Source organism: Pseudomonas putida (assembly GCF_004357765.1).
In the GTDB taxonomy this organism is placed as follows: Bacteria; Pseudomonadota; Gammaproteobacteria; order Pseudomonadales; family Pseudomonadaceae; genus Aquipseudomonas; species Aquipseudomonas putida_U.
Genome location: NZ_SMTE01000003.1, coordinates 371,506 through 396,217, shown reverse-complemented (window position 1 = coordinate 396,217; position 24,712 = coordinate 371,506). Strand labels below are relative to the sequence as shown.

The window sequence follows — 24,712 nt, the reverse complement described above, 5'->3', positions numbered from 1 at the left end:
AAGGAGTTTTTCGTTCCGACTGCGTTGGAAGTGGTGCGCATTATAAGGGGATTCGAAACGGCGTCAACACCTATTTTCATGAATTTGAAACATTAATGAAGGGGCTGCTGCGCGGCCCTGGGTGATAGCAATCACAATACCCCAGCACCCCGCAGCCGCCGCACCGTTTCTGCATCCACCCCCAACACCTCGGCCAACACCACTTCGGTATGCTCCCCCAACAAAGGCGGCGCCTGGCGATACTCCACCGGTGTTTCGGACAGTCGAATCGGGCTGGCCACTTGCGGCACGCTGCCGGCCAACGCATGCGGCATGCTCACTGCCAGCCCTCGGGCCAGTACCTGCGGATCCTGGAACACCTGCGCGAGATCGTTGATCGGCCCACAGGGAACACCTGCCGCCTCCAACTGGCTGACCCACTCCGCCGTGGTCTTGAATACAGTCGCCTGGCGGATCAAGGGAATCAATTCGGCGCGATTGGCCACCCGCTGCTTGTTACTGGCGAATCGCGGGTCGTCTGCCCACTGCGGCTGACCGGCCACCTCGGCGAACTTGCGGAATTGTCCATCATTGCCCACGGTAAGGATGAAATCACCATCGGCAGTAGGGAAGTCCTGATAAGGCACGATGTTCGGATGCGCATTACCCAGCCTCCTCGGCGGACTGCCTGTGGTCAGATAATTCATCGCCTGGTTGGCCAGGCAAGCCACCTGCACATCCAGTAGTGCCATATCTATATGCTGGCCGGTCCCGGTCTGGTCGCGGTGGGCGAGGGCGGCCAAGATCGCCACGGTCGAGTACAACCCGGTAAGTATGTCGGTCAGTGCCACACCTACCTTGACCGGCCCGGCACCTTCCTCCCCATCGGGACGGCCAGTCAGGCTCATCAGCCCGCCCAGCCCCTGGATCATGAAGTCGTACCCTGCGCGCTTGGCATATGGCCCGGTCTGACCGAAACCGGTGACCGAACAATATATAAGCCGCGGATTCACCGCCTTGAGACTCAGGTAGTCCAGCCCATAGGCCGCCAGCCCGCCGACCTTGAAGTTCTCGATGACGATGTCCGACTTCGCCGCCAATTCGCGCACCAGGCGCTGGCCTTCAGGCTGGGTGAAATCGATGGTCACCGAGCGCTTGTTGCGATTGGCCGACAGATAGTAAGCCGCCTCGCCGGTGCTTTCACCCTGGGCATCCTTGAGGAAAGGTGGCCCCCAGGCGCGAGTATCGTCCCCGCTGCCTGGACGCTCGACCTTGATCACATCAGCCCCCAGGTCCGCCAGGATCTGGCCGGACCAAGGGCCGGCCAGCACCCGCGAAAGATCCAGCACCCGCAGATGGGAAAGCGCGCCCATGGGCTGGCTCCTTATCAATAGAAAGCTTGGATGCCGGTTTGCGCGCGGCCGAGGATCAGCGCATGCACGTCATGGGTGCCTTCATAGGTGTTGACCACCTCCAGGTTGACCAGGTGACGCGCCACGCCAAACTCGTCGGAGATACCATTGCCACCCAGCATGTCGCGGGCCAGACGGGCGACATCCAGAGCCTTGCCGCATGAATTGCGCTTCATGATCGAAGTGATTTCCACCGCGGCAGTACCTTCGTCCTTCATCCGACCAAGGCGCAGGCAACCCTGCAACGCCAGGGTAATCTCGGTCTGCATATCGGCAAGCTTCTTCTGGATAAGTTGATTCGCCGCCAGCGGTCGACCGAACTGCTGTCGATCCAGGGTGTATTGCCGCGCGGTATGCCAGCACGCCTCGGCAGCACCCAGAGCCCCCCAGGAAATCCCATAGCGGGCAGAGTTCAGACAGGTGAACGGACCACGCAGACCACGCACGTCCGGGAAGATGTTCTCTTCTGGCACGAAGACGTTATCCATCACGATTTCACCGGTGATCGAGGCACGCAGCCCGACCTTGCCATGGATAGCCGGCGCGCTCAGGCCCTGCCAGCCTTTCTCCAGCACGAAGCCGCGGATATCGCCCGCGTCGTCCTTGGCCCAGACCACGAACACATCGGCGATCGGGCTGTTGGTGATCCACATCTTGCTGCCGGTCAGACGGTAGCCGCCATCGACCTTGCGCGCACGGGTGACCATCGAACCCGGATCGGAGCCATGGTTGGGCTCGGTAAGGCCGAAACAGCCGATCCATTCGCCGGACGCCAGCTTTGGCAGGTACTTCTGTTTCTGCGCTTCGCTGCCGAACTCGTTGATCGGCACCATGACCAGCGAGGATTGCACACTCATCATCGAACGGTAGCCCGAGTCGATGCGCTCGACCTCACGAGCGATCAGGCCATAGCAGACATAGTTCAGGCCACTGCCACCATACTGCTCCGGGATGGTCGCCCCCAGCAGACCGACTTCGCCCATCTCGCGAAAGATCGCCGGATCGGTCTGCTCGTGCCGAAAGGCTTCCAACACACGGGGCGCCAGCTTGTCCTGGGCGAACTGGTAAGCACTGTCACGCACCATGCGCTCTTCTTCAGTGAGCTGCTGATCCAGCAGCAGCGGGTCGATCCAGTTGAAGCTTGCCTTACCAGCCATGAGCGATGTCCTCGAAGTAGGGAGCAGGTCTTGTTTCCTTGATCCTAGGCCCGATCCTGCGCCTGGACAAACGAGGATTGCGCACGCTTTAGTGATAATTTCTCACTCCGGAACACGAAAAAACCGGTTATTCGATCTGTGACAAGTGAGGTTGACGTACATGCGCCGAAAGATCCCCAGCACCGCTGCCCTGGTCTGCTTCGAAGCCGCGGCGCGCCACGAGAGCTTCACCAAGGCAGCGCAGGAACTGGCGCTGACCCAGGGCGCCGTGTGTCGGCAGATCGGCAGCCTGGAAAGCTTTCTCAACGTCGACCTGTTTCGTCGCTCGCGGCGCGGCGTGAAATTGACCGAGGCCGGACTGTCCTATAGCCGCCAGGTAGCGGCCCAGCTCGATGCGGTGGAGCGAGACACGCTCTCGGTGATGCGCCAGCAGGGCGCCAACGTGATCGAACTGGCCGTGGTTCCGACATTCGGCACCCAATGGCTGCTGCCCCGCCTGAAAGATTTTCAGCAACGCCACCCGGAAGTCACGGTGAACCTGACCAACCGCACCCGGCCATTCCTGTTCGCCGACACCACCTTCGACGCCGCCATCTACTTCGGCGACGGCGACTGGTCCGGCACCCAGTCCCAGCGGCTGATGGGCGAGAACCCGCTGCCGGTGTGCAGCCCAGCCTTGCTGAACGGGGAGGGCATGCTCGATGCCCGGCGCATCGCCAGCATGCCGCTGCTGCAACAGACCACGCGTCCTTATGCGTGGCGGCAGTGGTTCCACAGGGTGGGCATGAGCATCGAGGGCGACATGACAGGGCCGCGCTATGAACTGTTCTCCATGCTCGCCCAGGCCGCCATGCACGAGATGGGTATCGCGCTGATACCGCCATTCCTGATCCAGCGCGAGCTGGAGGAGGGCAGGCTGGTGGTCGCAAACAGGCACGCTCTGATCAGTGACAAGGCTTACTATCTGATGATTCCGGAGCGCAAGGTCGAGTCCGCTTCGTTGCGTGCCTTTCGCGATTGGCTGGCCGACCAGGCCAGGCAGTACCTGGCTTCGAGCAGCAACAGCGAAAGCTCCCTATCTTTGTAGTCAATTATTTTGAACACCTACAGATGTAAGGTTTTGTCGCATATCTGCAAACTGTTCGGGTTTAACGATAAACCTGTAAAACCCCTGTAAATACGCGGCTTACAGGCAAATTAGCGACATCCGCGAGCCCATCTGCGAAATTACTACAAAAAACTTCGAAAAATACCTTAATCTCCCAAAAGCCCGAGCTTGAAGGCCTGCAAGCCTATTGTTGCGACATACGGTCACAGGGTGACTTGTAGTTTTGACTTGGTTTCGCTCCATAACCTGTTGAAGGCCCGTGGGTTCGTCTGCAAAATGCTCGGCCCGCCCAGGATTCGGCGGGCCGGCGCCCAATCGCCACCCCGTGCGCCATACGCAGTGCATGGGTTTCTACAAAGACAAAAGGTCACCGCAGGAGACAAAGTCGTGCACATTGGTGTTCCTCTCGAGACGCAGACCGGTGAGACAAGGGTTGCCGCAACCCCCGAAACCATCAAGAAACTGATTGGTCAGGGCCATCAGGTCACCGTCCAACGGGGCGCAGGCCTGAACGCCAGCATTCCGGACAGTGCCTATGAAGCCGTGGGAGCCTCCCTTGGCAGCGCAGCCGATGCCTACGGCGCGCAACTGGTGCTGAAGGTGGTCGCCCCCAGCGATCAGGAGCTGGCCCAGATCAATAGTGGCAGTGTGTTGGTCGGCATGCTCAACCCGTTCAACAACGAATTGATCGCCAAGATGGCCGAGCGCGGCATCACTGCCTTCGCCCTTGAGGCCGCACCCCGTACTTCCCGGGCCCAGAGCCTCGACGTGTTGTCGTCCCAGGCCAACATCGCCGGGTACAAGGCCGTATTGCTCGCCGCACATCACTATCCACGCTTCATGCCCATGCTGATGACCGCCGCCGGCACCGTGAAGGCCGCCCGTGTGCTGATCCTCGGTGCAGGCGTTGCCGGCCTGCAGGCGATCGCTACGGCCAAGCGGCTGGGCGCAGTAATCGAAGCATCGGATGTGCGCCCCGCAGTGAAGGAGCAGATCGAATCGCTTGGTGCCAAATTCATCGACGTGCCATACGAGACCGACGAAGAACGCGAGTGCGCCGAAGGCGTGGGCGGTTACGCCAGGCCGATGCCGGCGAGCTGGATGCAACGCCAAGCCCAGGCCGTGCACGAGCGCGCCAAGCAGGCCGACATCGTCATCACCACAGCTCTGATCCCTGGCCGCAAGGCGCCGACTCTGCTCAGCGCCGAGACCGTAGCGCAGATGAAACCCGGCTCGGTGGTCATCGACCTGGCCGCCGCCCAGGGCGGCAACTGTCCGTTGACCGTCGCCGATCAGGTGGTCCAGCACAACGGCGTGACCATCGTCGGTCCGACCAATCTGCCCGCCCAGGTCGGTGCCGATGCCTCGGCGCTGTATGCGCGCAACCTGCTGGACTTTATGAAGCTGCTGTTCGACAAGGACAGCGCATTGGTGATCAACCTCGAAGACGACATCGTCGCCGCGTGCCTGATGTGCCGCGACGGCCAGGTCGTGCGCAAGAACGGCTAAGGAGCACGACAATGGAAGACATGCTGATTTCTCACGGAATCTACAACCTGATCATCTTCGTGCTGGCGATCTATGTGGGTTACCACGTGGTATGGAACGTCACCCCGGCCCTGCACACGCCGCTGATGGCGGTCACCAATGCCATCTCGGCCATCGTCATCGTCGGCGCCATGCTCGCCGCAGCCCTGACCGTGACCCCGGCCGGCAAGCTGATGGGCACCCTGGCTGTCGCCCTGGCGGCGGTCAATGTATTCGGTGGCTTCCTGGTCACCCGCCGCATGCTGGAAATGTTCAAGAAGAAAACCAAGAACGAGGCGCAGAAGTAAGCATGAGCATGAATCTGGTAACGCTTCTCTACCTCGTCGCTTCGGTGTGCTTCATCCAGGCGCTCAAAGGCCTGTCGCACCCGACTACCTCGCGACGCGGCAACCTGTTCGGCATGATCGGCATGGGGATCGCGATCCTCACCACGGTCGGCCTTATCTATAAGCTCGGCTCCGAACTTGCAACGGCCGGCATCGGCTACGTCATCGTCGGCCTGCTGGTCGGCGGCAGCGCCGGTTCGATCATGGCCAAGCGCGTCGAGATGACCAAGATGCCCGAGCTGGTCGCTTTCATGCACAGCATGATCGGTCTGGCCGCAGTGTTCATCGCCATCGCCGCCGTTCTCGAGCCGCAGTCGATGGGCATCGTCGCCGCCATCAGCGACCCCATTCCCACCGGCAACCGCCTGGAGCTGTTCCTCGGCGCGGCGATCGGTGCAATTACCTTCTCCGGTTCGGTGATTGCCTTTGGCAAGCTGTCGGGCAAGTACAAGTTCCGTCTGTTCCAGGGCGCACCGGTACAGTTCGCCGGCCAGCACAAGCTGAACCTGATCCTGGGTCTGGCCACCATCGCCCTGGGCCTGCTGTTCACCTTCACCGGCCACTACAGCGCATTCACCCTGATGCTGGCCCTGGCCTTCGTCATGGGTGTACTGATCATCATCCCGATCGGTGGCGCCGACATGCCGGTGGTGGTGTCGATGCTCAACAGCTACTCGGGCTGGGCGGCGGCCGGTATCGGCTTCTCGCTGAACAACTCGATGCTGATCATCGCGGGTTCGCTGGTAGGCTCGAGCGGTGCGATTCTCTCGTACATCATGTGCAAGGCGATGAACCGCTCGTTCTTCAACGTCATCCTCGGCGGCTTCGGCGGCGATACCGACAGCGGTGCCGCGCAAGGCTCGAAGGAGCAACGCCCGGTGAAGTCTGGCTCGGCCGACGACGCCACCTTCCTGCTGAGCAACGCCGACAGCGTGATCATCGTCCCCGGTTACGGCCTGGCAGTAGCCCGCGCCCAGCATGCGCTCAAGGAACTGACCGAGAAGCTGACCCACAATGGCGTGACCGTGAAGTATGCGATCCACCCGGTGGCGGGCCGCATGCCCGGACACATGAACGTGCTGCTGGCCGAGGCCGAAGTGCCTTACGACCAGGTGTTCGAGATGGAAGACATCAACGCCGAGTTCGGGCAGGCCGACGTAGTGCTGGTACTGGGCGCCAACGACGTGGTCAACCCGGCGGCGAAGAACGATCCCAAGTCGCCGATCGCGGGCATGCCGATCCTCGAAGCGTTCAAGGCCAAGACCATCATCGTCAACAAGCGCTCGATGGCCAGCGGTTACGCAGGTCTGGACAACGAACTGTTCTACCTGGACAAGACCATGATGGTGTTCGGCGATGCGAAGAAGGTCATCGAGGACATGGTTAAAGCCGTAGACTGATCCGTAGGTAGACACCTCACGCTATAAAGGAAGCCCCGCTCATAATTGAACGGGGCTTTCTCCATTGCTTCAGATCAAAGGCCTTTGTCATAGGCCTTTCATACGACCATGGTCGTGGGACGGCGACGGGTTAAATCTCTAGACTGCGCTGCAGTAGCTTCAGTAGCCCGAGATAACAATCCATGTACCGTGATCGTATCCGCTTGTCCTCCCTGCACAGCAAGGTTATGAGTGCGGCTGACGCCGCTGGCCTGATCGAGGACGGCATGACCGTCGGCATGAGCGGTTTCACCCGTGCCGGTGAAGCCAAGGCCGTGCCACATGCGCTGGCCGAACGCGCCAAGCAGTCACCACTGAAAATCAGCCTGATGACCGGCGCAAGCCTGGGCAACGACCTGGACAAGCAATTGACCGAGGCCGGCGTCCTGGCTCGCCGCATGCCATTCCAGGTCGACAGCACCCTGCGCAAGGCCATCAACGACGGCAAGGTGATGTTCATCGACCAGCACCTCTCGGAAACCGTCGAGCAGCTGCGCAACAAGCAGCTCAAACTGCCCGACATCGCGGTCATCGAAGCTGTGGCCATCACCGAGCAAGGCCACATCGTGCCGACCACCTCCGTAGGCAACTCGGCCAGCTTCGCCATTTTCGCCAAGCAAGTGATCGTCGAGATCAACCTGTCGCACAACGCCAACCTCGAAGGCCTGCACGACATCTATATCCCGACCTACCGCCCGACCCGCACCCCGATCCCGCTGGTCAAGGTCGACGACCGCATTGGCAGCACCGCCATCCCGATCGATCCGGCCAAGATCGTCGGCATCGTCATCAGCGAGCAACCGGACTCTCCCTCCACCGTGCTGCCGCCCGATGACGAAACCCAGGGCATCGCCAACCACCTGATCGAGTTCCTCAAGGGCGAAGTGGCGGCCGGGCGCATGAGCAACGAGCTCGGTCCGCTGCAGGCTGGCATCGGCAGCATCGCCAACGCGGTGATGTGTGGTCTGATCGAGTCGCCTTTCGAAAACCTGACCATGTACTCCGAGGTGTTGCAGGACTCGACCTTCGACCTGATCGATGCCGGCAAGCTGCGCTTCGCTTCGGGCAGCTCGATCACCCTGTCGACTCGTCGCAACGCCGATGTGTTCGGCAACCTCGAACGCTACAAGGACAAGCTGGTGCTGCGTCCACAGGAAATCTCCAACCACCCTGAGGTGGTACGGCGCCTGGGCATCATCGGTATCAACACCGCACTGGAATTCGACATCTACGGCAACGTCAACTCCACCCACGTCTGCGGCACCAAGATGATGAACGGCATCGGCGGATCCGGCGACTTCGCCCGCAACGCCCATTTGGCGGTATTCGTCACCAAATCGATCGCCAAAGGTGGCGCGATTTCCAGCGTGGTGCCGATGGTCAGCCATGTCGATCATACCGAGCATGACGTGGACATCCTCGTCACCGAGCAGGGCCTGGCCGACCTGCGAGGCCTGGCACCCCGTGAGCGCGCTCGAGCGATCATCGATAACTGCGTGCACCCGGACTACCGCGCAGCGCTCAACGACTACTTCGAGCGTGCCTGCCAGCGTGGCGGCCATACCCCGCACATCCTGCGCGAGGCATTGAGCTGGCACGAGAACCTGGAAGAAACCGGGCGTATGATCGCCGTCTGACCCCAGGTTGCACCGGAACAGCTGCAATGGCTGTTCCGGCCTTATCGCCAGTACAGATTGAAACACCCCTTCGCAGCCATCACGCCAATTTCAAAAAACTGTACTACTGTACTGCAATAAACCGTCGCCACGGCTTCCCATCGACCTAACAAAAACCTAAAACGCACCATTTAGGGGCAGACCGGTACAGTTTCGCCAGTTTAGAGTGCAACAGTTGCTTAAAACAGTTAACTGGGCCATCGCATTGCTGTTGAACTGTATCTACTGTTATGGACAGGGGAGGAGGATCATGGGCACCAGTTAAATCACTCCCTAGTACCGCCATAAGCGGAAGGATGAAGCATCATGGAACGTACCCTCAGTTCCGGTCTGGTTTTTGAAAGCAACGCCCAGCAATCCCAAACTTCGCTGCCGCTGCGCGCCCTCTCCACCCTGCTGCTCTGGCAGCGTCGCATGGCCAGCCGCCGTCAACTGGCTCGCCTGGACGCCCGCCTGCTGGCCGACGCCGGTATCAGCGAGTCGCAGCGTTACGAAGAGCTGAGCAAGCCGTTCTGGCGCTAAGCCTCGGTTCGCCGGCTCCGGCTGGCACCGCGAATTCCAAACCCGTTGCGGGAAACCGCAGCGGGTTTTTTTATGCCTGAAGTAACGAGCTAGAGCCGCTAGAGCCCATACAAGTACAGTTTTAATGAACTGACATTCGACCATAACAGTTAAGAAAGTGGCTTGCGCATCAACATCTGGAAATACCAGCCCGTGATACGCTTGGCTTAGCAGTCTGTTACAAACACGTTGTTCAAAAGTACCGTGACGAGCTGTGCGAGCGTCCGATAAGCAGATCGACCCTTTTCCAGGAGTCCATGACCATGACCCGTAAATACCTGATTGGCACAGCCTTCCTGCTCGGCCTCGCCGGCACTGCCAATGCCAGCAGCTTCGTCGTCACCACCGATGCCGTGGTACGTGCCGTTGCTGCTTCGACCGACGCCACCTCCGACCTGACTTCATCGTTCCGTGACGACAAGATCGTCCAGGCGGCACGTGACGACGCGGCCAGCTTCGTCGGTAGCCAGGGCGACATCCGTGGCGCCAAGCTGGAGAGCGCGTTCATGCACATCCGTTCGAGCATGCCATCCCTACAGGCCAGCGACGCACAGTTGGCCCAGGCGATCCTGGCGCTCTGATCCGAAGCCCGACTACGCAAGCGCTGGCTTAAGCCAGCGCTTTCAGGCTAGCCTTCGTCACCCACGTTCTGTCTTAAGAAAACCCATGCGTTATCTGTTGTCGTTGCTGCTCTGCGTCGTTGCCTCGGGCGCTGCCCATGCCATGGACACCACCACACAGGGCTTGGTCATCACAGGCTATGTCACCAGCCAAGTCACCACTGCTCCCTTCGACCGCAAGCTGGTCAGACAGGCGCGCGACGATGCTGCGGCGTTCGTTGCCAGCGACGGCGTGATCCGCGGCGCTCGCCTGGAAGCAGCGCTGCAGGCGCTGCGCCATGGCAGTACCCATCATTCGGTCGGCGACCTTGAACTGGCCGAAGCAATTCTCGTCCAATGATCTCATCTGACTCCTTGTTATGTTCCGGAGATGCTCCATGCGTAAACCGCTGATCGCCGCTACCCTCGGCATGCTGCTGCTGGCCGACCTGGCCCAGGCACAAACCCTGGTAGCCACCAGCAACATCATCGTGCGCGCCTTTGGCCGCTCGATCGACTTCACCTCTGACACCACCACTTCGATCCGCGACTCCAAGGTCGTCCGTGAGGCCCACGACGATGCTGCCAGCTTCGTCGCCAGCAACGGGGACATCCGTGGCGCGCAACTCGAGGCCGCCTTCACAACTCTGCGTGAGCGTGTACCAGAAGCACGTGACGCCAGCGACCAGGTATTGGCCGAAGCCATCCTCGCCCTGTGAAGCCCATGCGTGCCTGGTTGCTCGGCTGCGCCATGACGCTGCTGGGCACGCCCGCCCTGGCTGACCTGCAACTCGACCTGCAGACATCGGGTCTCGACGCGCAACAGGTGCAAGCCACACAGGCTTTGCTGGACGAGGCCCTGGGCAAACTTCCCCCCAGCTTCAAACAACGTCTGGACCGACGCATCCAGGTCAGCTGGGATGCCCACATGCCGGCCGATGCCTATGGTCAGGCATCATTGGTCTCGACCCTGGCGCTGAACCGTCGCCTGCTACCTGGCCTGACCGACGGCAGCGCGGCGCTGGAACGCACCGATCGCCCCCATGGCACGGTGCGCGAGGAACTGCTCGCCACGGTGCTCCACGAGCTTACGCACATCTATGACCGCGCCAGGCTCTGGCCCCAAGCCGAGCGTGCTCTGCTGGCTCGCTGCACACGCCAGCAGGGCACCTTGGGCAAGGTTGGCCAGCGCGCAGAATGCCGCGGTCAGGCCGACCGACGCTTCACCTTGAGCGACGATCCACGTCTGCTCGACCTCGCCGGCTGGCCGCAATACGTCGGTCGACGTGGCGAGCGCGAGCAACGCAACGGCCAGTTTCTACGTAGCCCCGACAGCTACGAGCTGAGTAGCCCCAAGGAATTCGTGGCGGTCAACATGGAGTATTTCCTCCTTGACCCCAGTTATGGCTGCCGCCGTCCAGCGTTGAACCAGTACCTGCGCGATCATTTCGGTTGGGCCCCACAGCAGGACACCTGCGCCAAGGGCCTGCCGTTTCTCAATGCCGGCAGTGATTTTGCCCGTCAGCCATTCGGCGAAATCGACCCGGAGCGGGTCTACGAAGTGGACTACCTGCTGGCCGAAGCCAACCAGAACCTGGTCAGCCGCTGGGGCCACAGCATGTTGCGACTGGTGATCTGCAAACCCGGTCGCCCACGTGGCCCGGACTGCCGCCTGGATCTCGACCAGCACTTGGTGCTCTCCTATCGGGCGTTCGTCAACGATGTGCAGTTGTCGAGCTGGGACGGCTTGGTCGGCGCTTACCCATCCCGGCTGTTCGTCCTGCCGTTGGCGCAAGTGATCGATGAATACACCAAGACCGAGCTACGCAGCCTGGCCTCGGTGCCACTCAAGCTCACTCGCACCGAGCTGGAGAACCTGGTGCGTCAGGCCGTCGAGATGCACTGGAGTTACGACGGCAACTACTGGTTCCTGTCCAACAACTGCGCGGTGGAGGAGTTGAAGCTGCTACGCAGCGGCACCGGCAATCCTCGCCTGAACGATCTCGACAGCATCATGCCCAATGGCCTGCTGGCGGTGCTCAAGGGTCGCGGACTGGCCGATACCAGCGTTCTTGAGGATCCTCGCGAGGCGCTGCGCCTGGGTTATCGCTTCGATTCCTACCGCGACCGTTACCAGGCCATGTTCGAGGTCTTGAAAAAGCAACTGCCGGTCAAGCAGGACAAGGTTGAGGACTGGCTGGGGCTGGACGCCGAGCAACGCCGCGGCTGGTTCGCCAAGGCCGATCTGCGCACCAGTGCTGCGCTACTGTTGCTGGAGCAGGCCGCCCTGCGCCAGCAACTGTTGCTGGCCCAGGACGAGGTCAAGAATCGTTATCTGAATGCTGCGGCGCTGAAGGACGGTAGCATCGGCAAGGCCGACGAGACGCTCAGGCAGATGCTCGCCAACAGCGGTTTCCTCAGCCGCCCGGCAGAGCTTCTCGATGCCAAAGGCTACGGCTTGCCACAACCCGCTGAGCGCAAGCATCTGGAGCAGGTCAGCGCCGAGCGCCAGGCACAATTGCTGCGCTTGAGCACCGATCTGGACAAGGAGGTGAGGGCGCTGCTGAGCCCGGCACGGGCCAAGGAAATTGCCGCGGTCGAGACCAATGTGAAACAGATAGGCGATCACCTGCGGGCATTGCACAAGGCTGCCGGGGGCTTGCAGCTGCCTTAGGGTCAGCAGCGGCCCAATCGCCGGCAAGCCGGCCCCGACCTGGGGCCGAGGTGTGCATGCCTAGATCGATTCCTGCTCCTCTTTTGGCAGATCCTCGTCCAGATGTAACCAGGGCAAGCGACTGCCAGTCCAGATATGGCGCTTGGCCCGTACCCGTTCGGGGTGGTCCAGGGTGGCTACGGTCACGTCGATGCTCTGCGGACTGTGCTCGGTCACCAGTGCCACATGGGCACCGCAGTTGCCGCAGAAGTAGCGCTTGCAACTGGCCGGCGCCACGTAGCAGTTGGGATTGCCAGCCAACCAGGTAAAGCCGGCAAGGGGCAGGGTCAGCCAGGTCACCAGCAATCCGCCGCTTACCCGTCGACAGATCGAACAATGGCAGTGGGCGACGTCGTGCAGTTGGCCTTGCAACCGATATCGCAGCGCGCCGCAATGGCACCCGCCTTCGTTAACGTCGTCCATCACCTACCTCCGGTCCCCTCGCGATTGGCGAAAGCTGGTTGAAAGCTTGCCCCCCTAGGATAGCGCCACCACCGGCACCAGACCGGTCGCCAGGGCAACCGGAACTGCCGAGCCCGGCTCAATCAACAACAACAATGGTGATTCTGATGTCTTTCCACGCCCGCCGTTACCCGGTATTCCTCCGTGTGCTCCATGTGCAGCGCCTGATGCGCTGATCCGCCCGAACAGTCCTTTCTTTCGTCGCGCCACGCCTGGAGTACCGCCATGCTGACCTTCCTCGGCTTCGCCATGGTCATCACCTTCATGTACCTGATCATGACCAAGCGCCTGTCGGCCTTGATCGCCCTGATCCTGGTACCGATTCTGTTCGCCCTGTTCGGTGGTTTTTCCACCAAGATCGGCCCGATGATGCTCGAAGGCATCAGCAAACTTGCGCCCACCGGCGTGATGCTGATGTTCGCCATCCTCTATTTCGCCCTGATGATCGACTCCGGCCTGTTCGACCCGGCGGTGCGCAAGATCCTCAAGCTGGTCAAGGGCGACCCGCTGAAAGTCTCGGTCGGTACGGCGGTACTGGCCTTGGTGGTCTCGCTCGACGGCGACGGCGCCACCACCTACATGATCTGCTGCGCGGCCATGTTGCCGTTGTACAGCCGTCTGGGCATGAGTCCAAGGATCATGGCCGGCCTGATCATCCTGGCTGGCGGTGTGATGAACATGACCCCTTGGGGTGGCCCGACCGCCCGCGCCGCCAGTGCTCTGCACGTGGACCCTTCGGACATCTTCGTACCCATGATCCCGGCCATGGCCTTCGGTGTGGCGGGCATTCTGGCCATTGCCTATTTCTACGGCAAACGTGAACGCGCCCGGCTCGGTGAGTTGCACCTGCCGACCGACGACATCGACCACAGTGAAATCAGCGTGTCGCAATTCCCCGAAGCACGCCGGCCTAAGCTGCTCTGGTTCAACGGTGCGCTGACCGCGGCATTGATGGTGGCGCTGATCGCCGGCGTGCTGCCGCTGCCGGTGCTGTTCATGATCGCCTTCAGCATCGCCATGATCGTCAACTACCCTTGCCTGCAGCAGCAGAAAGACCGCATCGCCGCCCACGCCGGCAGTGTGCTGGCGGTCACCGGGCTGATCTTCGCCGCGGGTATCTTCACCGGCATCCTCTCCGGCACCGGCATGGTCGAGGCGATGTCCAAGAGCCTGCTGGCGGTAATTCCGGATGCCTTGGGCCCCTACCTGGCAGTTATCACCGCAGTGGTGAGCATGCCGTTCACCTTCTTCATGTCCAACGACGCCTTCTACTACGGCGTGCTGCCGGTACTCTCGGAGGCGGCTGCGCACTATGGCATCAGTCCGGTGGAAATGGCCCGTGCATCGATCGTCGGACAGCCGGTGCATTTGCTCAGCCCGTTGGTACCCTCGACCTACCTGCTGGTGGCCCTGGCCGGCATCGAATTCGGCGATCATCAGCGCTTCACCCTCAAGTGGGCAGTGCTGGTGTGCATGTGCATAATGCTCGCCGCGCTACTGATGGGCATTTTCCCATTGTTCAGTAGTCTTTAATTAACACCCATCGCCCCACCGCGATGCGTCCAGGCTCAGGCGCGTCGCCTTCACTCGTTCGAAGGAATACACATGGAATGGCTGACCAGCCCGGAACTCTGGGTTGCCTTTTTTACCCTCACCGCCCTCGAGATCGTGCTGGGCATCGACAACATCATCATGATCTCGATCCTGGTCAGCCGCATGCCCAAGCACATGCAGCCACGCACGCGGATCTTCGGCCTGGCACTGGCCATGGTCACGCGGATCATGCTGTTGCTGTCGATCACCTGGGTCATGCGCCTGACCAGCGATCTGTTCCACGTGTTCGGCGAGGGCATTTCCGGCCGTGACCTGATCCTGTTCTGCGGCGGCCTGTTCCTGCTGTGGAAAAGCTCCCAGGAGATCTACCACGGCCTGGAAGGTGAGGACGAGCAGGGTGATGCGCCGAAAGGCGCAGGTGGCAAGTTCCTCTACACCATCATCCAGATCGCCATCATCGACATCGTATTCTCCCTGGACTCGGTGATCACCGCGGTGGGTATGGTTTCCCACGTGCCGGTGATGATCGCCGCGATCGTCGTCGCGGTGCTGGTGATGATGGCCTGTGCCGGCACCATCAGCGACTTCATCGACAAACATCCGTCGCTGAAGATGCTCGCGCTTTCGTTCCTGATCGTGGTCGGAACCGTCCTGATCGCCGAATCTTTCGACGTGCACGTACCCAAAGGCTACGTCTACTTCGCCATGGCCTTCTCGCTGGCCGTGGAAGCGATCAACATCCGCATGCGCACCGCCATGGCGCGCAAGAAGGGCGAGGAACACGAGCCTGTGAAACTGCGCAAGGACATGCCGGGTCAATAACTCAGGCTGACCATGATCGAGGGCCCTGCGGGGCCCTTTTTCATGAGAAGCTGGAAACCGCCGTGCAAAACGGCTAAAGCTTCGAGTGAGCACTCTAAAAAGATCAACGCGCTCACGCTCCACTCATTGGTCCTTTGGACCATCGACAACAGGGGGCCATGTCATGCTGACCCTGCTCAACCTGCTCTCCGCGGTGGCCTTGCTGGTGTGGGGAACGCATATCGTCCGTACCGGCATCCTCAGGGTGTTCGGCTCCAACCTGCGCCGCGTGCTCAGCCAGAACATGGATCGCCGGCCACTGGCCTTCATCGCCGGCATCGTGGTCACCGCGTTGGTGCAAAGCAGCAACGCGACGGCCATGCTGGTCACTTCGTTCGTCGGCCAGGGGCTGATGGCCATGACCCCGGCCCTGGCGATCATGCTCGGCGCCGACGTGGGCACCGCGCTGATGGCGCGGGTGCTGACCTTCGATCTGTCCTGGCTGTCGCCGCTGCTGGTGTTCCTCGGCGTGATCTTTTTCCTGTCGCGCAAACAGACCCGCGCCGGACAGCTGGGACGGGTGGCTATCGGACTGGGCCTGATCATCCTGGCCCTGGAACTGATCGTCCAGGCCGCCACGCCCATCACCCACGCCCAAGGCGTGAAGGTGCTGTTCGCCTCCCTGACCGGCGACATCCTGCTCGACGCCTTGGTCGGCGCGCTGTTCGCCATGATCTCCTACTCCAGCCTGGCGGCGGTGCTGCTCACCGCCACCCTGGCCGGCGCCGAAGTGATCAGCCTGCCAGTGGCCATCGGCCTGGTGGTCGGCGCCAACATCGGCAGTGGCCTGCTGGCCTTCCTCACCACCAGCATGCAGAACGCGGCAGGCCGCCGCGTGGCGCTGGGCAGCCTGCTGTACAAGCTGATCGGCCTGGTGCTGATCATTCCAGGGCTGCACCCGCTGGTGAACTGGATGGACTCGCTGAACTTCAGTCCCCAGGAACTGGTGATCGGCTTTCACCTGCTCTACAACACACTGCGCTGCCTGATCATGCTGCCCACCACCACGCCCATGGGCCGCCTGTGCAACTTCCTGTTGCCCGAGCGGGAGAACGGCAATGGCCAGGTGCGCCCCCGCCACCTGGATGCCTCGGCCTTGGCGACGCCAAGCCTGGCTCTCGCCAATGCCGCACGCGAGACCCTGCGCCTGGGCGATCTGGTCGACAGCCTGCTCGAATCCATGCTCGGCGCCCTGCGCGGCACCCAGACGGCCCTGCCACAGCAGGTGCGGGCCCTGGTCGAAGACGCCGAGGCACTGTACAGCGCGATCAAGCTTTATCTGGCACAGATGCCCCGCGATGACCTCAGCGACCAGGACAACCGCCGCTGGGCCGAGATCATCGAACTGGCGATCAATCTCAAGCTGGCCTGCGACCTGATCGAGCGCATGCTGCGCAAGGTGCAACAGCAGAAGACCAGCCAGCGCCGGGAGTTTTCCCAGGTCGGGCTGCAAGAGCTCACAGGCCTGCAGGAACAACTGTTGGCCAACCTGCGTCTGGGCCTTTCGGTGTTCCTCAGCGCCGACCCGCACAGCGCACAGCTGCTGCTGCGGGAGAAGCGCCGCTTTCGCGCTCAGGAACGGCGCCTGGCCCACGCCCATGTCAGCCGTTTACAGCGCAAGGTAGTGCAAAGTATCGAGACCAGTTCGCTACACTTGGAGCTGATCGCAGACATGAAGCGGTTGAACTCTTTGTTCTGCAGCAGTGCCTATGTGGTACTGGGCGGCTCGGACACAGGCGGACTCTTGCTCGAGAGCGCCCCTGAAGAAACTCGCCAGCCCTGATCTCGCCAATCCGGAGACTCCCGCTCGCCTATGCGTTGCCTGATGTTCCTTTGCCTGCTGATCTGCAGCCTGCCCTCGCTTGCCCTGGACCGCTCACGGGTCGAGGGCTATCTGCTGCCCAATGGGCTGCAGGTGATCCTCAAGTCTGGCTACGAACGTGACCACGTGGCGATTCGCCTGGTGGTCGGTGTCGGCCTGGATGACTTCGACTGCGAACAGAAAGAGCTGCCACACCTGCTCGAGCACCTGCTGTTCACCGGCATCGACGAGACCGGCGAGGGCGGCCTGGAAGAGCGCTTGCAAGCACTGGGCGGGGAATGGAACGCGTACACCAGTAGCGCCGATACCACCTTCGTCATCGAGGCACCGGCCCGGAACCAGCGCAAGGTGCTCGACCTGCTGCTGGCCGTGATCCGCGATACGCGCATCGATGCCAAGGCACTGGCCACCGCCAAACGCATCATCGAGCGCGAGGATGGCGGCCATTACGGTCATCTGCAGCGCTGGCTCGACCGCCAGGACATCGGCCATCCGGCCAGTGATCAGCTGGCCACGGAACTGGGCTTGAAGTGTCCGGAGCGCTCCAATGTCAACGACATGACGTTGGCGCAGGTGCAGGCCCTGCGCGAGAAATGGTACGCCGCCAACAACATGACCCTGATCATCGTAGGTGGTCTCGACCGCTTGCTGCCGGCCTATCTGGAACGAACCTACGGCGAGCTGCCGGCCACCGAGCCTGAAGAGCGCCGTGCCCTGGAAAGCATCAGCCAGCAGGCAGAACAACGACGCGACCTGACCCGCGGCTGGTTGGGCGACAGCGCCAAGCTGCACTGGCTATTCATCGAGCCAGTGCTGGACAACGACCATCAACAGACCTTGGACCTGCTCTCAAGGTACCTGGAATGGGCCCTCTACGATCAGCTACGGCTGCGCAACGGGTTGTCCTATGGCCCCTCGGTACAGCGTGAGAGCTTCGGCGACAGCGGCATGCTCAGCCTCAACGCCGATCTCGAGCGCGATGATGTCGACCAGGCCATCGACGTGATGCAGCAATTGTTCGACCACCTGCGCAAAGACGGCCTGGACCCGGACACCTTCGCCCGCATCAAGGACGCGGCCATCGCCAAGGAAAGCTGGAGCACCCAGGGCAACAGCGCGCTGGCCGACTATTACTGGGGGGCGCTGAACGACTACGACAACGGTCGCTTCACCGATCCGGCCCGCAAGCTGCGTCAGGTCAGCCTGGATCAAGCCAACGACGCGCTGAAGGAAATGCTCAAGGACCCTGGCTACCTGCGCATCGAAAAGCCGTTGTTGGGCTATGACGAGCTGTACGGGCTGTTGGCGCTGCTGCTTGGGCTCATTGTCGCGGCGGGTCTGCTACGCTGGCGTCGGCACACGCCGCAGCGGCCCAGTGGTGCTACTCGGGAGCGGTGAAACAGCGGTATCCTTTTGCCAGTACCGCCCTCTTCGCGGGCAAGCCCGGTCCTACAGAAACCTCACAGTATCGAATGTTGTGGGGGGTCGGTGTGGGGCTTGCCGGCAAAGAGGGCGGCACAGCCACCCCATGAACATGTTGTAGACCCAATGCCCCCAATACCCCGCTTCGTCAATCGCATCATCGAACTGCTCAAACGCTACCCCGGCGTCATCGCGCTCGGAGGCTTCCTCTCCGGCATCGGCAGTTTCATCCTGGTCGACCGTCAAGCCGGCCTGGCGAGCTGGGTCGCTGTGCTGATGCTGGTGAGCTGGGTCTGGCTGATGTTCGAGAACACCCTCACCGGCCTGTTCGCCCGCACCTTCAACCGCGAGATCCCGCAGCCACTGCTGCGCTACGCGACGCAGATGATCCACCAGGAAAGCCTGTTCTTCGTCTTGCCGTTCTTCTTCATCACCACCACCTGGAACAGCGGCCAGTTGGTTTTCACCGGCCTGCTTGGCGCGGCCGGGCTGATCTCGATCATCGACCCGCTGTACTACAAGTGGCTGGCCCCTAGGCGCTGGCTGTTCATGGCACTGCATACCCTGACGCTGTTCGCTGCCCTGCTCACCGCGCTGCCGATCATCCTCCACCTGACCACCGCGCAAAGCTTCAAGCTGGCCCTGATCGCCGCCATGGCCCTGTCGTTCCCGAGCCTGGCCAGCAGCTTCCCGATCAATAACTGGCGCCGCGGCGTGGCCCTGGTGCTGGTGACCCTGGCCGTCGGAGGCGGCGGCTGGCTATTGCGCTCCTGGGTGCCACCGGCCACCTTGTGGATGACCGAAGTGGCGGTCAGCACTGAAGTACTCAACCGCCAGCCAGGCGACTCGCTGAAAGAAGTCGCCGCCAGCCGCATCCGCAGCGGCGGTTTGTATGCCTACACCGCGATCAATGCGCCACGCGGCCTGAACGAACGTATCTATCACGTGTGGCAGAAGGATGGTAAGGAAGTCGACCGCATCGCTCTGGATATCCATGGCGGACGCAAGGAAGGTTACCGGGCCTGGACCCACAAACAGAATTTCCCGCCCAACCCGGTGGGCAAGTGGCAGGTGCGGGTCCTCACCGAGGATGGCCAGGTGATCGGCGTACTGCGCTTCAAGGTCGTCGACGACACGCCGGCAGGATGACCGGCAGGCGTTGCAAAGGCTGCTAGACAGCACATTTTCAACAAACCCCGGTAGCCCGGCTGGGCTATGATCAGCCTCTATCCTTCCGCGCCTAGTCAGCTGCATGGAGCCTATGACCACGCCAAGCGCAACACTGGACACCAGCCGACAGCCGGCCTGCCTACGCATCGCCGGTGACTGGACCCTGGCGCACTATGCCGACTTGCGTCGCGACAGCGAGCAACTGCGCAGCCAGTGCGCCGCCGATGCGGTGGCCGACCTCAGCCAACTGGGCCGTCTGGATACCGCCGGCGCCTCGCTATTGGCCGAGCTGCTGGGGGCCGAACGCCTGTCGCGCTGCACTGGCCAGCTCCCGGAAGCCAGCCGCGCCCTGCTCCAGACGGTGTATTGCTCGGTGCAGGATTACTGCGTTCCAACCAAGGCCCCGGAACGCAACGTGTTCATGGTGCTGCTCGAACGCATCGGCTGTGCGGTGGCCGTCCTGTGGGACGATACCCGACAGTTGCTAGGTTTCATCGGCCTGATTCTCGAAACCATCGTGCGGCGGCTGTTTCAACCCCATCGCTGGCGCGTCACACCAGTGGTTGCGCACCTGGAACAGACGGGCCTGGACGCCGCGCCCATCGTCGCCTTGCTGACCTTCCTGGTCGGTGCGGTGGTGGCCTTTCTGGGCGCCACGGTACTGGCGGCATTCGGCGCAACCATCTTCACCGTTGACCTGGTGGCGTTTTCCTTCCTGCGCGAGTTCGGCGTACTGCTGACCGCCATCCTGCTCGCCGGACGCACGGCCAGCGCCTTCACCGCGCAGATCGGCTCGATGAAGGCCAACGAGGAAATCGACGCCATCCGCACCCTGGGCCTGAACCCGATCGAGCTGCTGGTGGTGCCAAGGGTGCTGGCCCTGTTGATCGCACTGCCGCTGCTGACCTTCGTCGCCATGGTTTGCGGCATCGTCGGCGGCGCGGTGGTCTGCGCCCTGTCGCTGGACATCACGCCGGCCATGTTCCTGTCACTGCTGCAAAGCGACATCGGCGTGCAGCACTTCTTGGTGGGTTTGGCAAAAGCGCCGTTCTTCGCCTTCCTGATCGGCGCCATCGGCTGCCTTGAAGGCTTCAAGGTCAGCGGCAGCGCCGAATCGGTCGGCGCCCATACCACCTCCAGCGTGGTCCAGTCGATCTTCGTGGTGATCGTGCTCGACGCCGTGGCAGCGCTGTTCTGCATGGAGATGGGCTGGTGAGCGACCGCGAAGCAGTGATCGAGGCTCGCGGCATCTGCAACCGCTTCGGCAGCCAGAGCGTGCACGAGCATCTCGACCTGGATCTTTACCGGGGCGAGATCCTGGCCGTGGTCGGCGGCTCGGGTAGCGGCAAGTCGGTGCTGCTGCGGAGCATCATTGGTCTGCGCCGACCCAATGAGGGCGTCATCAAGGTGTTCGGCGAGGACCTCACGCAACTGGGCGAACATCAGCGCTCGCTGGTAGAACGTCGCTTCGGCGTGCTGTTCCAGAAGGGCGCGCTGTTCTCTTCGCTGACCGTGACCGAGAACGTCGCATTGCCCCTGATCGAGCATGCCGGCCTGTCCCGCGCCGATGCCGAACACCTGGCCGGGGTCAAGCTGGCCCTGGCCGGACTACCGCTGTCGGCCGCCGACAAATACCCTGCATCGTTGTCCGGCGGCATGATCAAGCGCGCCGCGCTGGCCCGCGCCCTGGCGCTGGATCCGGACATCCTGTTCCTCGATGAACCCACCGCCGGCCTCGATCCAATCGGCGCGGCGGCCTTCGACCAACTGATCCTCACCCTGCGCGACGCCTTGGGGCTGAGCGTGTTCCTGATCACCCACGATCTGGACACGCTGTACACCATTACCGACCGAGTCGCGGTGTTGTCGCAGAAACGGGTGCTGGTCGCCGGTCCGCTGGCCGAGGTCGAACAGACCGACGATCCCTGGATCCACGAATACTTTCACGGCCCCCGCGGGCGTGCGGCCGCACGGGCCGCCAGCGGTACACGGCAGGAGCGCTGAACATGGAAACCCGAGCTCATCACGTCCTCATCGGCCTGGTCACCGTTCTGGTGATCGTTGGGGCCATGCTGTTCGGCCTGTGGCTGACCAAGTCCAGCGTCGACGACGCCTTCAAGGACTACGAAGTGGTGTTCAACGAAGCGGTCTCGGGTCTGTCCCGGGGCAGCCCTGTGCAATACAACGGCATCAAGGTCGGCGATGTCACCAGCCTGCGCCTGGACCCGAAAGACCCACGCCGAGTGCTGGCCCGGGTGCGCCTGAGCGGCGACACACCGGTCAAGGAGGATACCCAGGCCAAGTTGACCCTGGCGGGGGTGACCGGCAACTCGTTCATCCAGCTCAGCGGCGGCACGCCGCAAAGCCCCGAGCTGCGCGGAAAGGGCAACAAGCTACCGGTGATCGTCGCCTCGCCATCACCGATCTCGCGACTACTCAACGACAGCAGCGACCTGGTCACCAACATCAACCTGTTGTTGCACAATGCCAATCAGATGTTCTCGGAAAGCAACATCGAACGCTTGAGCAACACCCTGGCCAATCTCGAGCAGACCACCGGCGCCTTCGCCAGCCAGAAGGGCGGTATCAGCCAAGCCATCGAGCAGCTGTCGCAGGTGGGCAAGCAGGCCAACGCCACCCTGGCCGAGACCCAGGCGCTGATGCGCAATGCCAACAGCCTGCTCGACAGCTCCGGCAGGCAGGCCATCGGCAGTGCCGAACACGCCATGCAGTCGCTGGCGCAAAGCACCGAAACCATCAACAACCTGCTCAAGGACAATAGCCAGGCCATCGGCGACGGGGCCCAAGGGCTGAACCAACTGACCCCGGCGATTCGCGAACTGCGGGAAACCCTCAATTCACTGAAGGGGATCTCGCGACGCCTGGAAGCAGATCCGAGCGGCTACCTACTGGGCCGTGACAACAACAAGGAGTTCCAGCCTTGAAAACTTCGCCGCGTCTGCTGGCCATGGCCGTGGCGTTGAGCCTGGCAACCGCCTGCTCGATCCTGCCACAGAGCGAGCCTGTGGATATCTATCGCCTACCGGTCAATCAAGCCACCCTGAATCGCACGCCGGTGGCCTGGTCGCTGCGTCTGAACAAGCCACTGGCCAGCGAGGCGTTGGCCGGCCCACGCATTGCAGTGGTGCCCCAGGGCGATGTGATCAGCAATTACAAAGGCGCACGCTGGAGCGATCCGGTGCCCCTGTTGCTGCGCAACCGTCTGCTCGATGGCTTCCAGCGCGACGGACGGGTCCAAAGGCTCAGCGCCGACGACAGCAACCTGCAGGCCGACTACGAGCTGGCGGGCGAGCTGCAGGCGTTCCAGAGCGAGTATCGCCCAGGCGGCGCGGTTGAAGTGGTGGTCCGCTACGACGCGCGCCTGGTCGAGGGGCGCAGCCAGCGCATCCTGGCCAGCCAGCGGTTCGAGGTGCATCAGCCGTTGGCTGGCATCCAGGTTCCAGCGGTGGTCACGGGCTTCGGTGCGGCCAGCGATGAGTTGGCCCGCCAGGTCGTGGAGTGGTCGATTGCCCAGGCCAGCCAGGCTCAGGCGAAGAACCAGTAGCAGACGCAGACGGCCGCGATCACGCCGCACAGCTCCGCGAACAGGGCGCAGCCGACAGCGTGGCGCACGCGTTGGATACCCACCGCGCCAAAGTAGACCGCCAATACGTAGAAGGTGGTCTCGGTGCTGCCTTGCACGGTCGCCGCCACCAGCGCCGGGAAGCTATCCACGCCGTGGGCCTGCATGGTCTCGATCAACATGGCCCGCGCGGCGCTGCCTGAGAACGGCTTGACCATTGCCGTCGGCAGGCCGTCGACGAAGCGGCTATCCAGGCCCAGCCAGTCCACCCCGTGGCGGATGCCGTCCAGGGCCAGCTCCAGTGCCCCCGAAGCGCGCAGCACACCTACCGCCACCAACATCGCCACCAGATAGGGCAACAGGCTCTTGGCCACGTCGAAGCCTTCCTTGGCCCCCTCGATGAACGCTTCGTAGACCTTGACCCGCCTCAACGCACCGATGATCAGGAACAGCACGATCACACCGAACAGCGTGAGGTTACCGAGGATCGACGACAGGCTCGCCAGCGCTGCTGCCGAGAGTGTGCCAAGAAAGGCCATGAAGCCGCCCAGCAGCAATGCACCAGGCACCAGATAGGCGAGCACGACCGGGTCCCACAGACGCAGGCGCTGCATCACCGCCACCGACAGCAGGCCGACCAGGGTCGAGGCACTGGTCGCCAGGAGGATAGGCAAGAACACCAGCGTAGGGTCGGTCGCGCCTTGTTGAGCGCGGTACATGAAGATGGTGACGGGGAGGAGGGTCAGTGATGAGGCGTTGAGTACCAGGAACAGAATCTGTGCGTTGCTGGCCGTGGTGCTGCTCGGGTTGAGTTCCTGCAGGGCGCGCATGGCCTTGAGGCCGATCGGCGTGGCGGCGTTGTCCAGCCCCAGGCCGTTGGCAGCGAAGTTCATGGTGATCAGGCCCAGGGCAGGGTGGCCGGGCGGAACTTCGGGCATCAGGCGAGCGAACAGCGGCCCGAGCAACTTGGCCAGCCATTCGACGATTCCGGCCTTTTCGGCAATTTTAAGAAAGCCCAACCACAGCGTCAGGGTGCCGAACAGCAGGACCATCACCTCGACCGACAGCTTGGCCATGGCGAAGATGCTCTCGACCATGCTGGCGAAGATGCCGGCATTGCCGCCAATCAGCCATTGGGCCAGAGCGGACACCGCCGCCACCAGAAAAAAGCCGAGCCAAAGGCCGTTGAGCATCCTTGTGTACCCCCTGAGAAATGCCCGGAATCATAACGCATCAGTATGCAGGTCTGGAGGTTGAGGTGGCGCTCGATCGCACAGGCGCCACATGCCTTACGGCAGGCAAAAAAGAGCCCCGACAGGT

The 24,712-nt window shown here is 62.2% G+C and carries 23 protein-coding genes; 19 read left to right on the top strand and 4 right to left on the bottom strand.

The genetic code is table 11. The features are described from left to right. Positions 1-131 precede the first annotated feature (131 nt). Both E2H86_RS06490 and E2H86_RS06485 read right to left on the bottom strand, forming a co-directional pair. Positions 132-1,352, bottom strand: a complete 1,221-nt coding sequence (locus E2H86_RS06490) for a CaiB/BaiF CoA transferase family protein (RefSeq protein ID WP_133325884.1) — start codon at positions 1,350-1,352, stop codon at positions 132-134. 14 nt (positions 1,353-1,366) lie between these two features. After that, positions 1,367-2,548, bottom strand: a complete 1,182-nt coding sequence (locus E2H86_RS06485) for an acyl-CoA dehydrogenase (protein WP_133325882.1) — start codon at positions 2,546-2,548, stop codon at positions 1,367-1,369. Positions 2,549-2,708: 160 nt separating this feature from the next. On the opposite strand from E2H86_RS06485, the gene E2H86_RS06480 reads away from it, so the two are divergent. The 10 genes from E2H86_RS06480 (at position 2,709) to E2H86_RS06435 (ending at position 12,479) form a co-directional block, all read left to right on the top strand. After that, complete coding sequence (locus E2H86_RS06480; protein WP_133325880.1) at positions 2,709-3,635, top strand: LysR family transcriptional regulator; 927 nt, start codon at positions 2,709-2,711, stop codon at positions 3,633-3,635. 408 nt (positions 3,636-4,043) lie between these two features. Continuing rightward, positions 4,044-5,165 carry a Re/Si-specific NAD(P)(+) transhydrogenase subunit alpha gene (locus tag E2H86_RS06475; protein ID WP_133325878.1) on the top strand — a complete coding sequence of 374 codons (1,122 nt, stop codon included), beginning with the start codon at positions 4,044-4,046 and terminating at the stop codon, positions 5,163-5,165. Between the two features lie 11 nt (positions 5,166-5,176). Beyond that, positions 5,177-5,491 (top strand): NAD(P) transhydrogenase subunit alpha, encoded by a 315-nt coding sequence (locus E2H86_RS06470; protein ID WP_003256966.1) that lies wholly within the window; start codon positions 5,177-5,179, stop codon positions 5,489-5,491. Between the two features lie 2 nt (positions 5,492-5,493). Next, positions 5,494-6,930: an NAD(P)(+) transhydrogenase (Re/Si-specific) subunit beta gene (locus tag E2H86_RS06465; RefSeq protein ID WP_133325876.1), complete on the top strand. Its 1,437-nt coding sequence runs from the start codon at positions 5,494-5,496 to the stop codon at positions 6,928-6,930. 182 nt (positions 6,931-7,112) lie between these two features. Further along, positions 7,113-8,606 carry an acetyl-CoA hydrolase/transferase family protein gene (locus tag E2H86_RS06460; RefSeq protein ID WP_133325874.1) on the top strand — a complete coding sequence of 498 codons (1,494 nt, stop codon included), beginning with the start codon at positions 7,113-7,115 and terminating at the stop codon, positions 8,604-8,606. Positions 8,607-8,951: 345 nt separating this feature from the next. Then, the gene (locus tag E2H86_RS06455) at positions 8,952-9,167 is read left to right on the top strand and encodes a DUF1127 domain-containing protein (protein WP_133325872.1); all 216 of its coding nucleotides are present in this window, start codon (positions 8,952-8,954) and stop codon (positions 9,165-9,167) included. 302 nt (positions 9,168-9,469) lie between these two features. After that, positions 9,470-9,787 (top strand): DUF2388 domain-containing protein, encoded by a 318-nt coding sequence (locus E2H86_RS06450; RefSeq protein WP_133325870.1) that lies wholly within the window; start codon positions 9,470-9,472, stop codon positions 9,785-9,787. An 85-nt stretch (positions 9,788-9,872) separates the two neighbouring features. Continuing rightward, positions 9,873-10,166, top strand: coding sequence for a DUF2388 domain-containing protein (locus E2H86_RS06445; protein WP_133325868.1), 294 nt, complete (start codon positions 9,873-9,875; stop codon positions 10,164-10,166). Between the two features lie 37 nt (positions 10,167-10,203). Beyond that, entirely contained in the window at positions 10,204-10,524 is a 321-nt protein-coding gene (locus E2H86_RS06440; RefSeq protein ID WP_133325866.1) for a DUF2388 domain-containing protein, read from the top strand. Next, positions 10,521-12,479, top strand: a complete 1,959-nt coding sequence (locus E2H86_RS06435; RefSeq protein WP_133325864.1) for a DUF7844 domain-containing protein — start codon at positions 10,521-10,523, stop codon at positions 12,477-12,479. Before E2H86_RS06440 ends, E2H86_RS06435 begins: the two co-directional genes overlap by 4 nt. Before the next feature lie 60 nt (positions 12,480-12,539). Here E2H86_RS06435 and E2H86_RS06430 read toward each other — a convergent pair whose 3' ends face one another. Continuing rightward, positions 12,540-12,941: a GFA family protein gene (locus tag E2H86_RS06430; RefSeq protein WP_133325862.1), complete on the bottom strand. Its 402-nt coding sequence runs from the start codon at positions 12,939-12,941 to the stop codon at positions 12,540-12,542. A 264-nt stretch (positions 12,942-13,205) separates the two neighbouring features. Between E2H86_RS06430 and E2H86_RS06425 the strand changes: the two genes are divergently transcribed. The 9 genes from E2H86_RS06425 to E2H86_RS06385 all read left to right on the top strand — a co-directional run bounded on the left by E2H86_RS06425 (position 13,206) and on the right by E2H86_RS06385 (position 23,374). Further along, positions 13,206-14,513, top strand: a complete 1,308-nt coding sequence (locus tag E2H86_RS06425; RefSeq protein WP_133325860.1) for a CitMHS family transporter — start codon at positions 13,206-13,208, stop codon at positions 14,511-14,513. Positions 14,514-14,585: 72 nt separating this feature from the next. Beyond that, positions 14,586-15,356 carry a TerC family protein gene (locus tag E2H86_RS06420; RefSeq protein ID WP_133325858.1) on the top strand — a complete coding sequence of 257 codons (771 nt, stop codon included), beginning with the start codon at positions 14,586-14,588 and terminating at the stop codon, positions 15,354-15,356. A 163-nt stretch (positions 15,357-15,519) separates the two neighbouring features. Then, positions 15,520-17,178 (top strand): Na/Pi cotransporter family protein, encoded by a 1,659-nt coding sequence (locus tag E2H86_RS06415; protein WP_133325856.1) that lies wholly within the window; start codon positions 15,520-15,522, stop codon positions 17,176-17,178. 30 nt (positions 17,179-17,208) lie between these two features. Next, entirely contained in the window at positions 17,209-18,615 is a 1,407-nt protein-coding gene (locus E2H86_RS06410; RefSeq protein WP_133325854.1) for a M16 family metallopeptidase, read from the top strand. Positions 18,616-18,765: 150 nt separating this feature from the next. Further along, positions 18,766-19,788, top strand: a complete 1,023-nt coding sequence (locus E2H86_RS06405) for a DUF5924 family protein (protein ID WP_133325852.1) — start codon at positions 18,766-18,768, stop codon at positions 19,786-19,788. A gap of 103 nt (positions 19,789-19,891) precedes the next feature. Continuing rightward, complete coding sequence (locus tag E2H86_RS06400; protein ID WP_133325850.1) at positions 19,892-21,025, top strand: ABC transporter permease; 1,134 nt, start codon at positions 19,892-19,894, stop codon at positions 21,023-21,025. Then, the gene (locus tag E2H86_RS06395; protein ID WP_133325848.1) at positions 21,022-21,813 is read left to right on the top strand and encodes an ABC transporter ATP-binding protein; all 792 of its coding nucleotides are present in this window, start codon (positions 21,022-21,024) and stop codon (positions 21,811-21,813) included. Before E2H86_RS06400 ends, E2H86_RS06395 begins: the two co-directional genes overlap by 4 nt. Before the next feature lie 2 nt (positions 21,814-21,815). Then, complete coding sequence (locus E2H86_RS06390; RefSeq protein ID WP_133325846.1) at positions 21,816-22,754, top strand: MlaD family protein; 939 nt, start codon at positions 21,816-21,818, stop codon at positions 22,752-22,754. Further along, positions 22,751-23,374, top strand: coding sequence for an ABC-type transport auxiliary lipoprotein family protein (locus E2H86_RS06385; RefSeq protein WP_133325844.1), 624 nt, complete (start codon positions 22,751-22,753; stop codon positions 23,372-23,374). Before E2H86_RS06390 ends, E2H86_RS06385 begins: the two co-directional genes overlap by 4 nt. Here E2H86_RS06385 and E2H86_RS06380 read toward each other — a convergent pair. Continuing rightward, positions 23,356-24,585, bottom strand: coding sequence for a nucleoside recognition domain-containing protein (locus tag E2H86_RS06380; RefSeq protein WP_133325842.1), 1,230 nt, complete (start codon positions 24,583-24,585; stop codon positions 23,356-23,358). The two genes, E2H86_RS06385 and E2H86_RS06380, sit on opposite strands and share 19 nt — an antisense overlap. Positions 24,586-24,712: the final 127 nt, after the last annotated feature.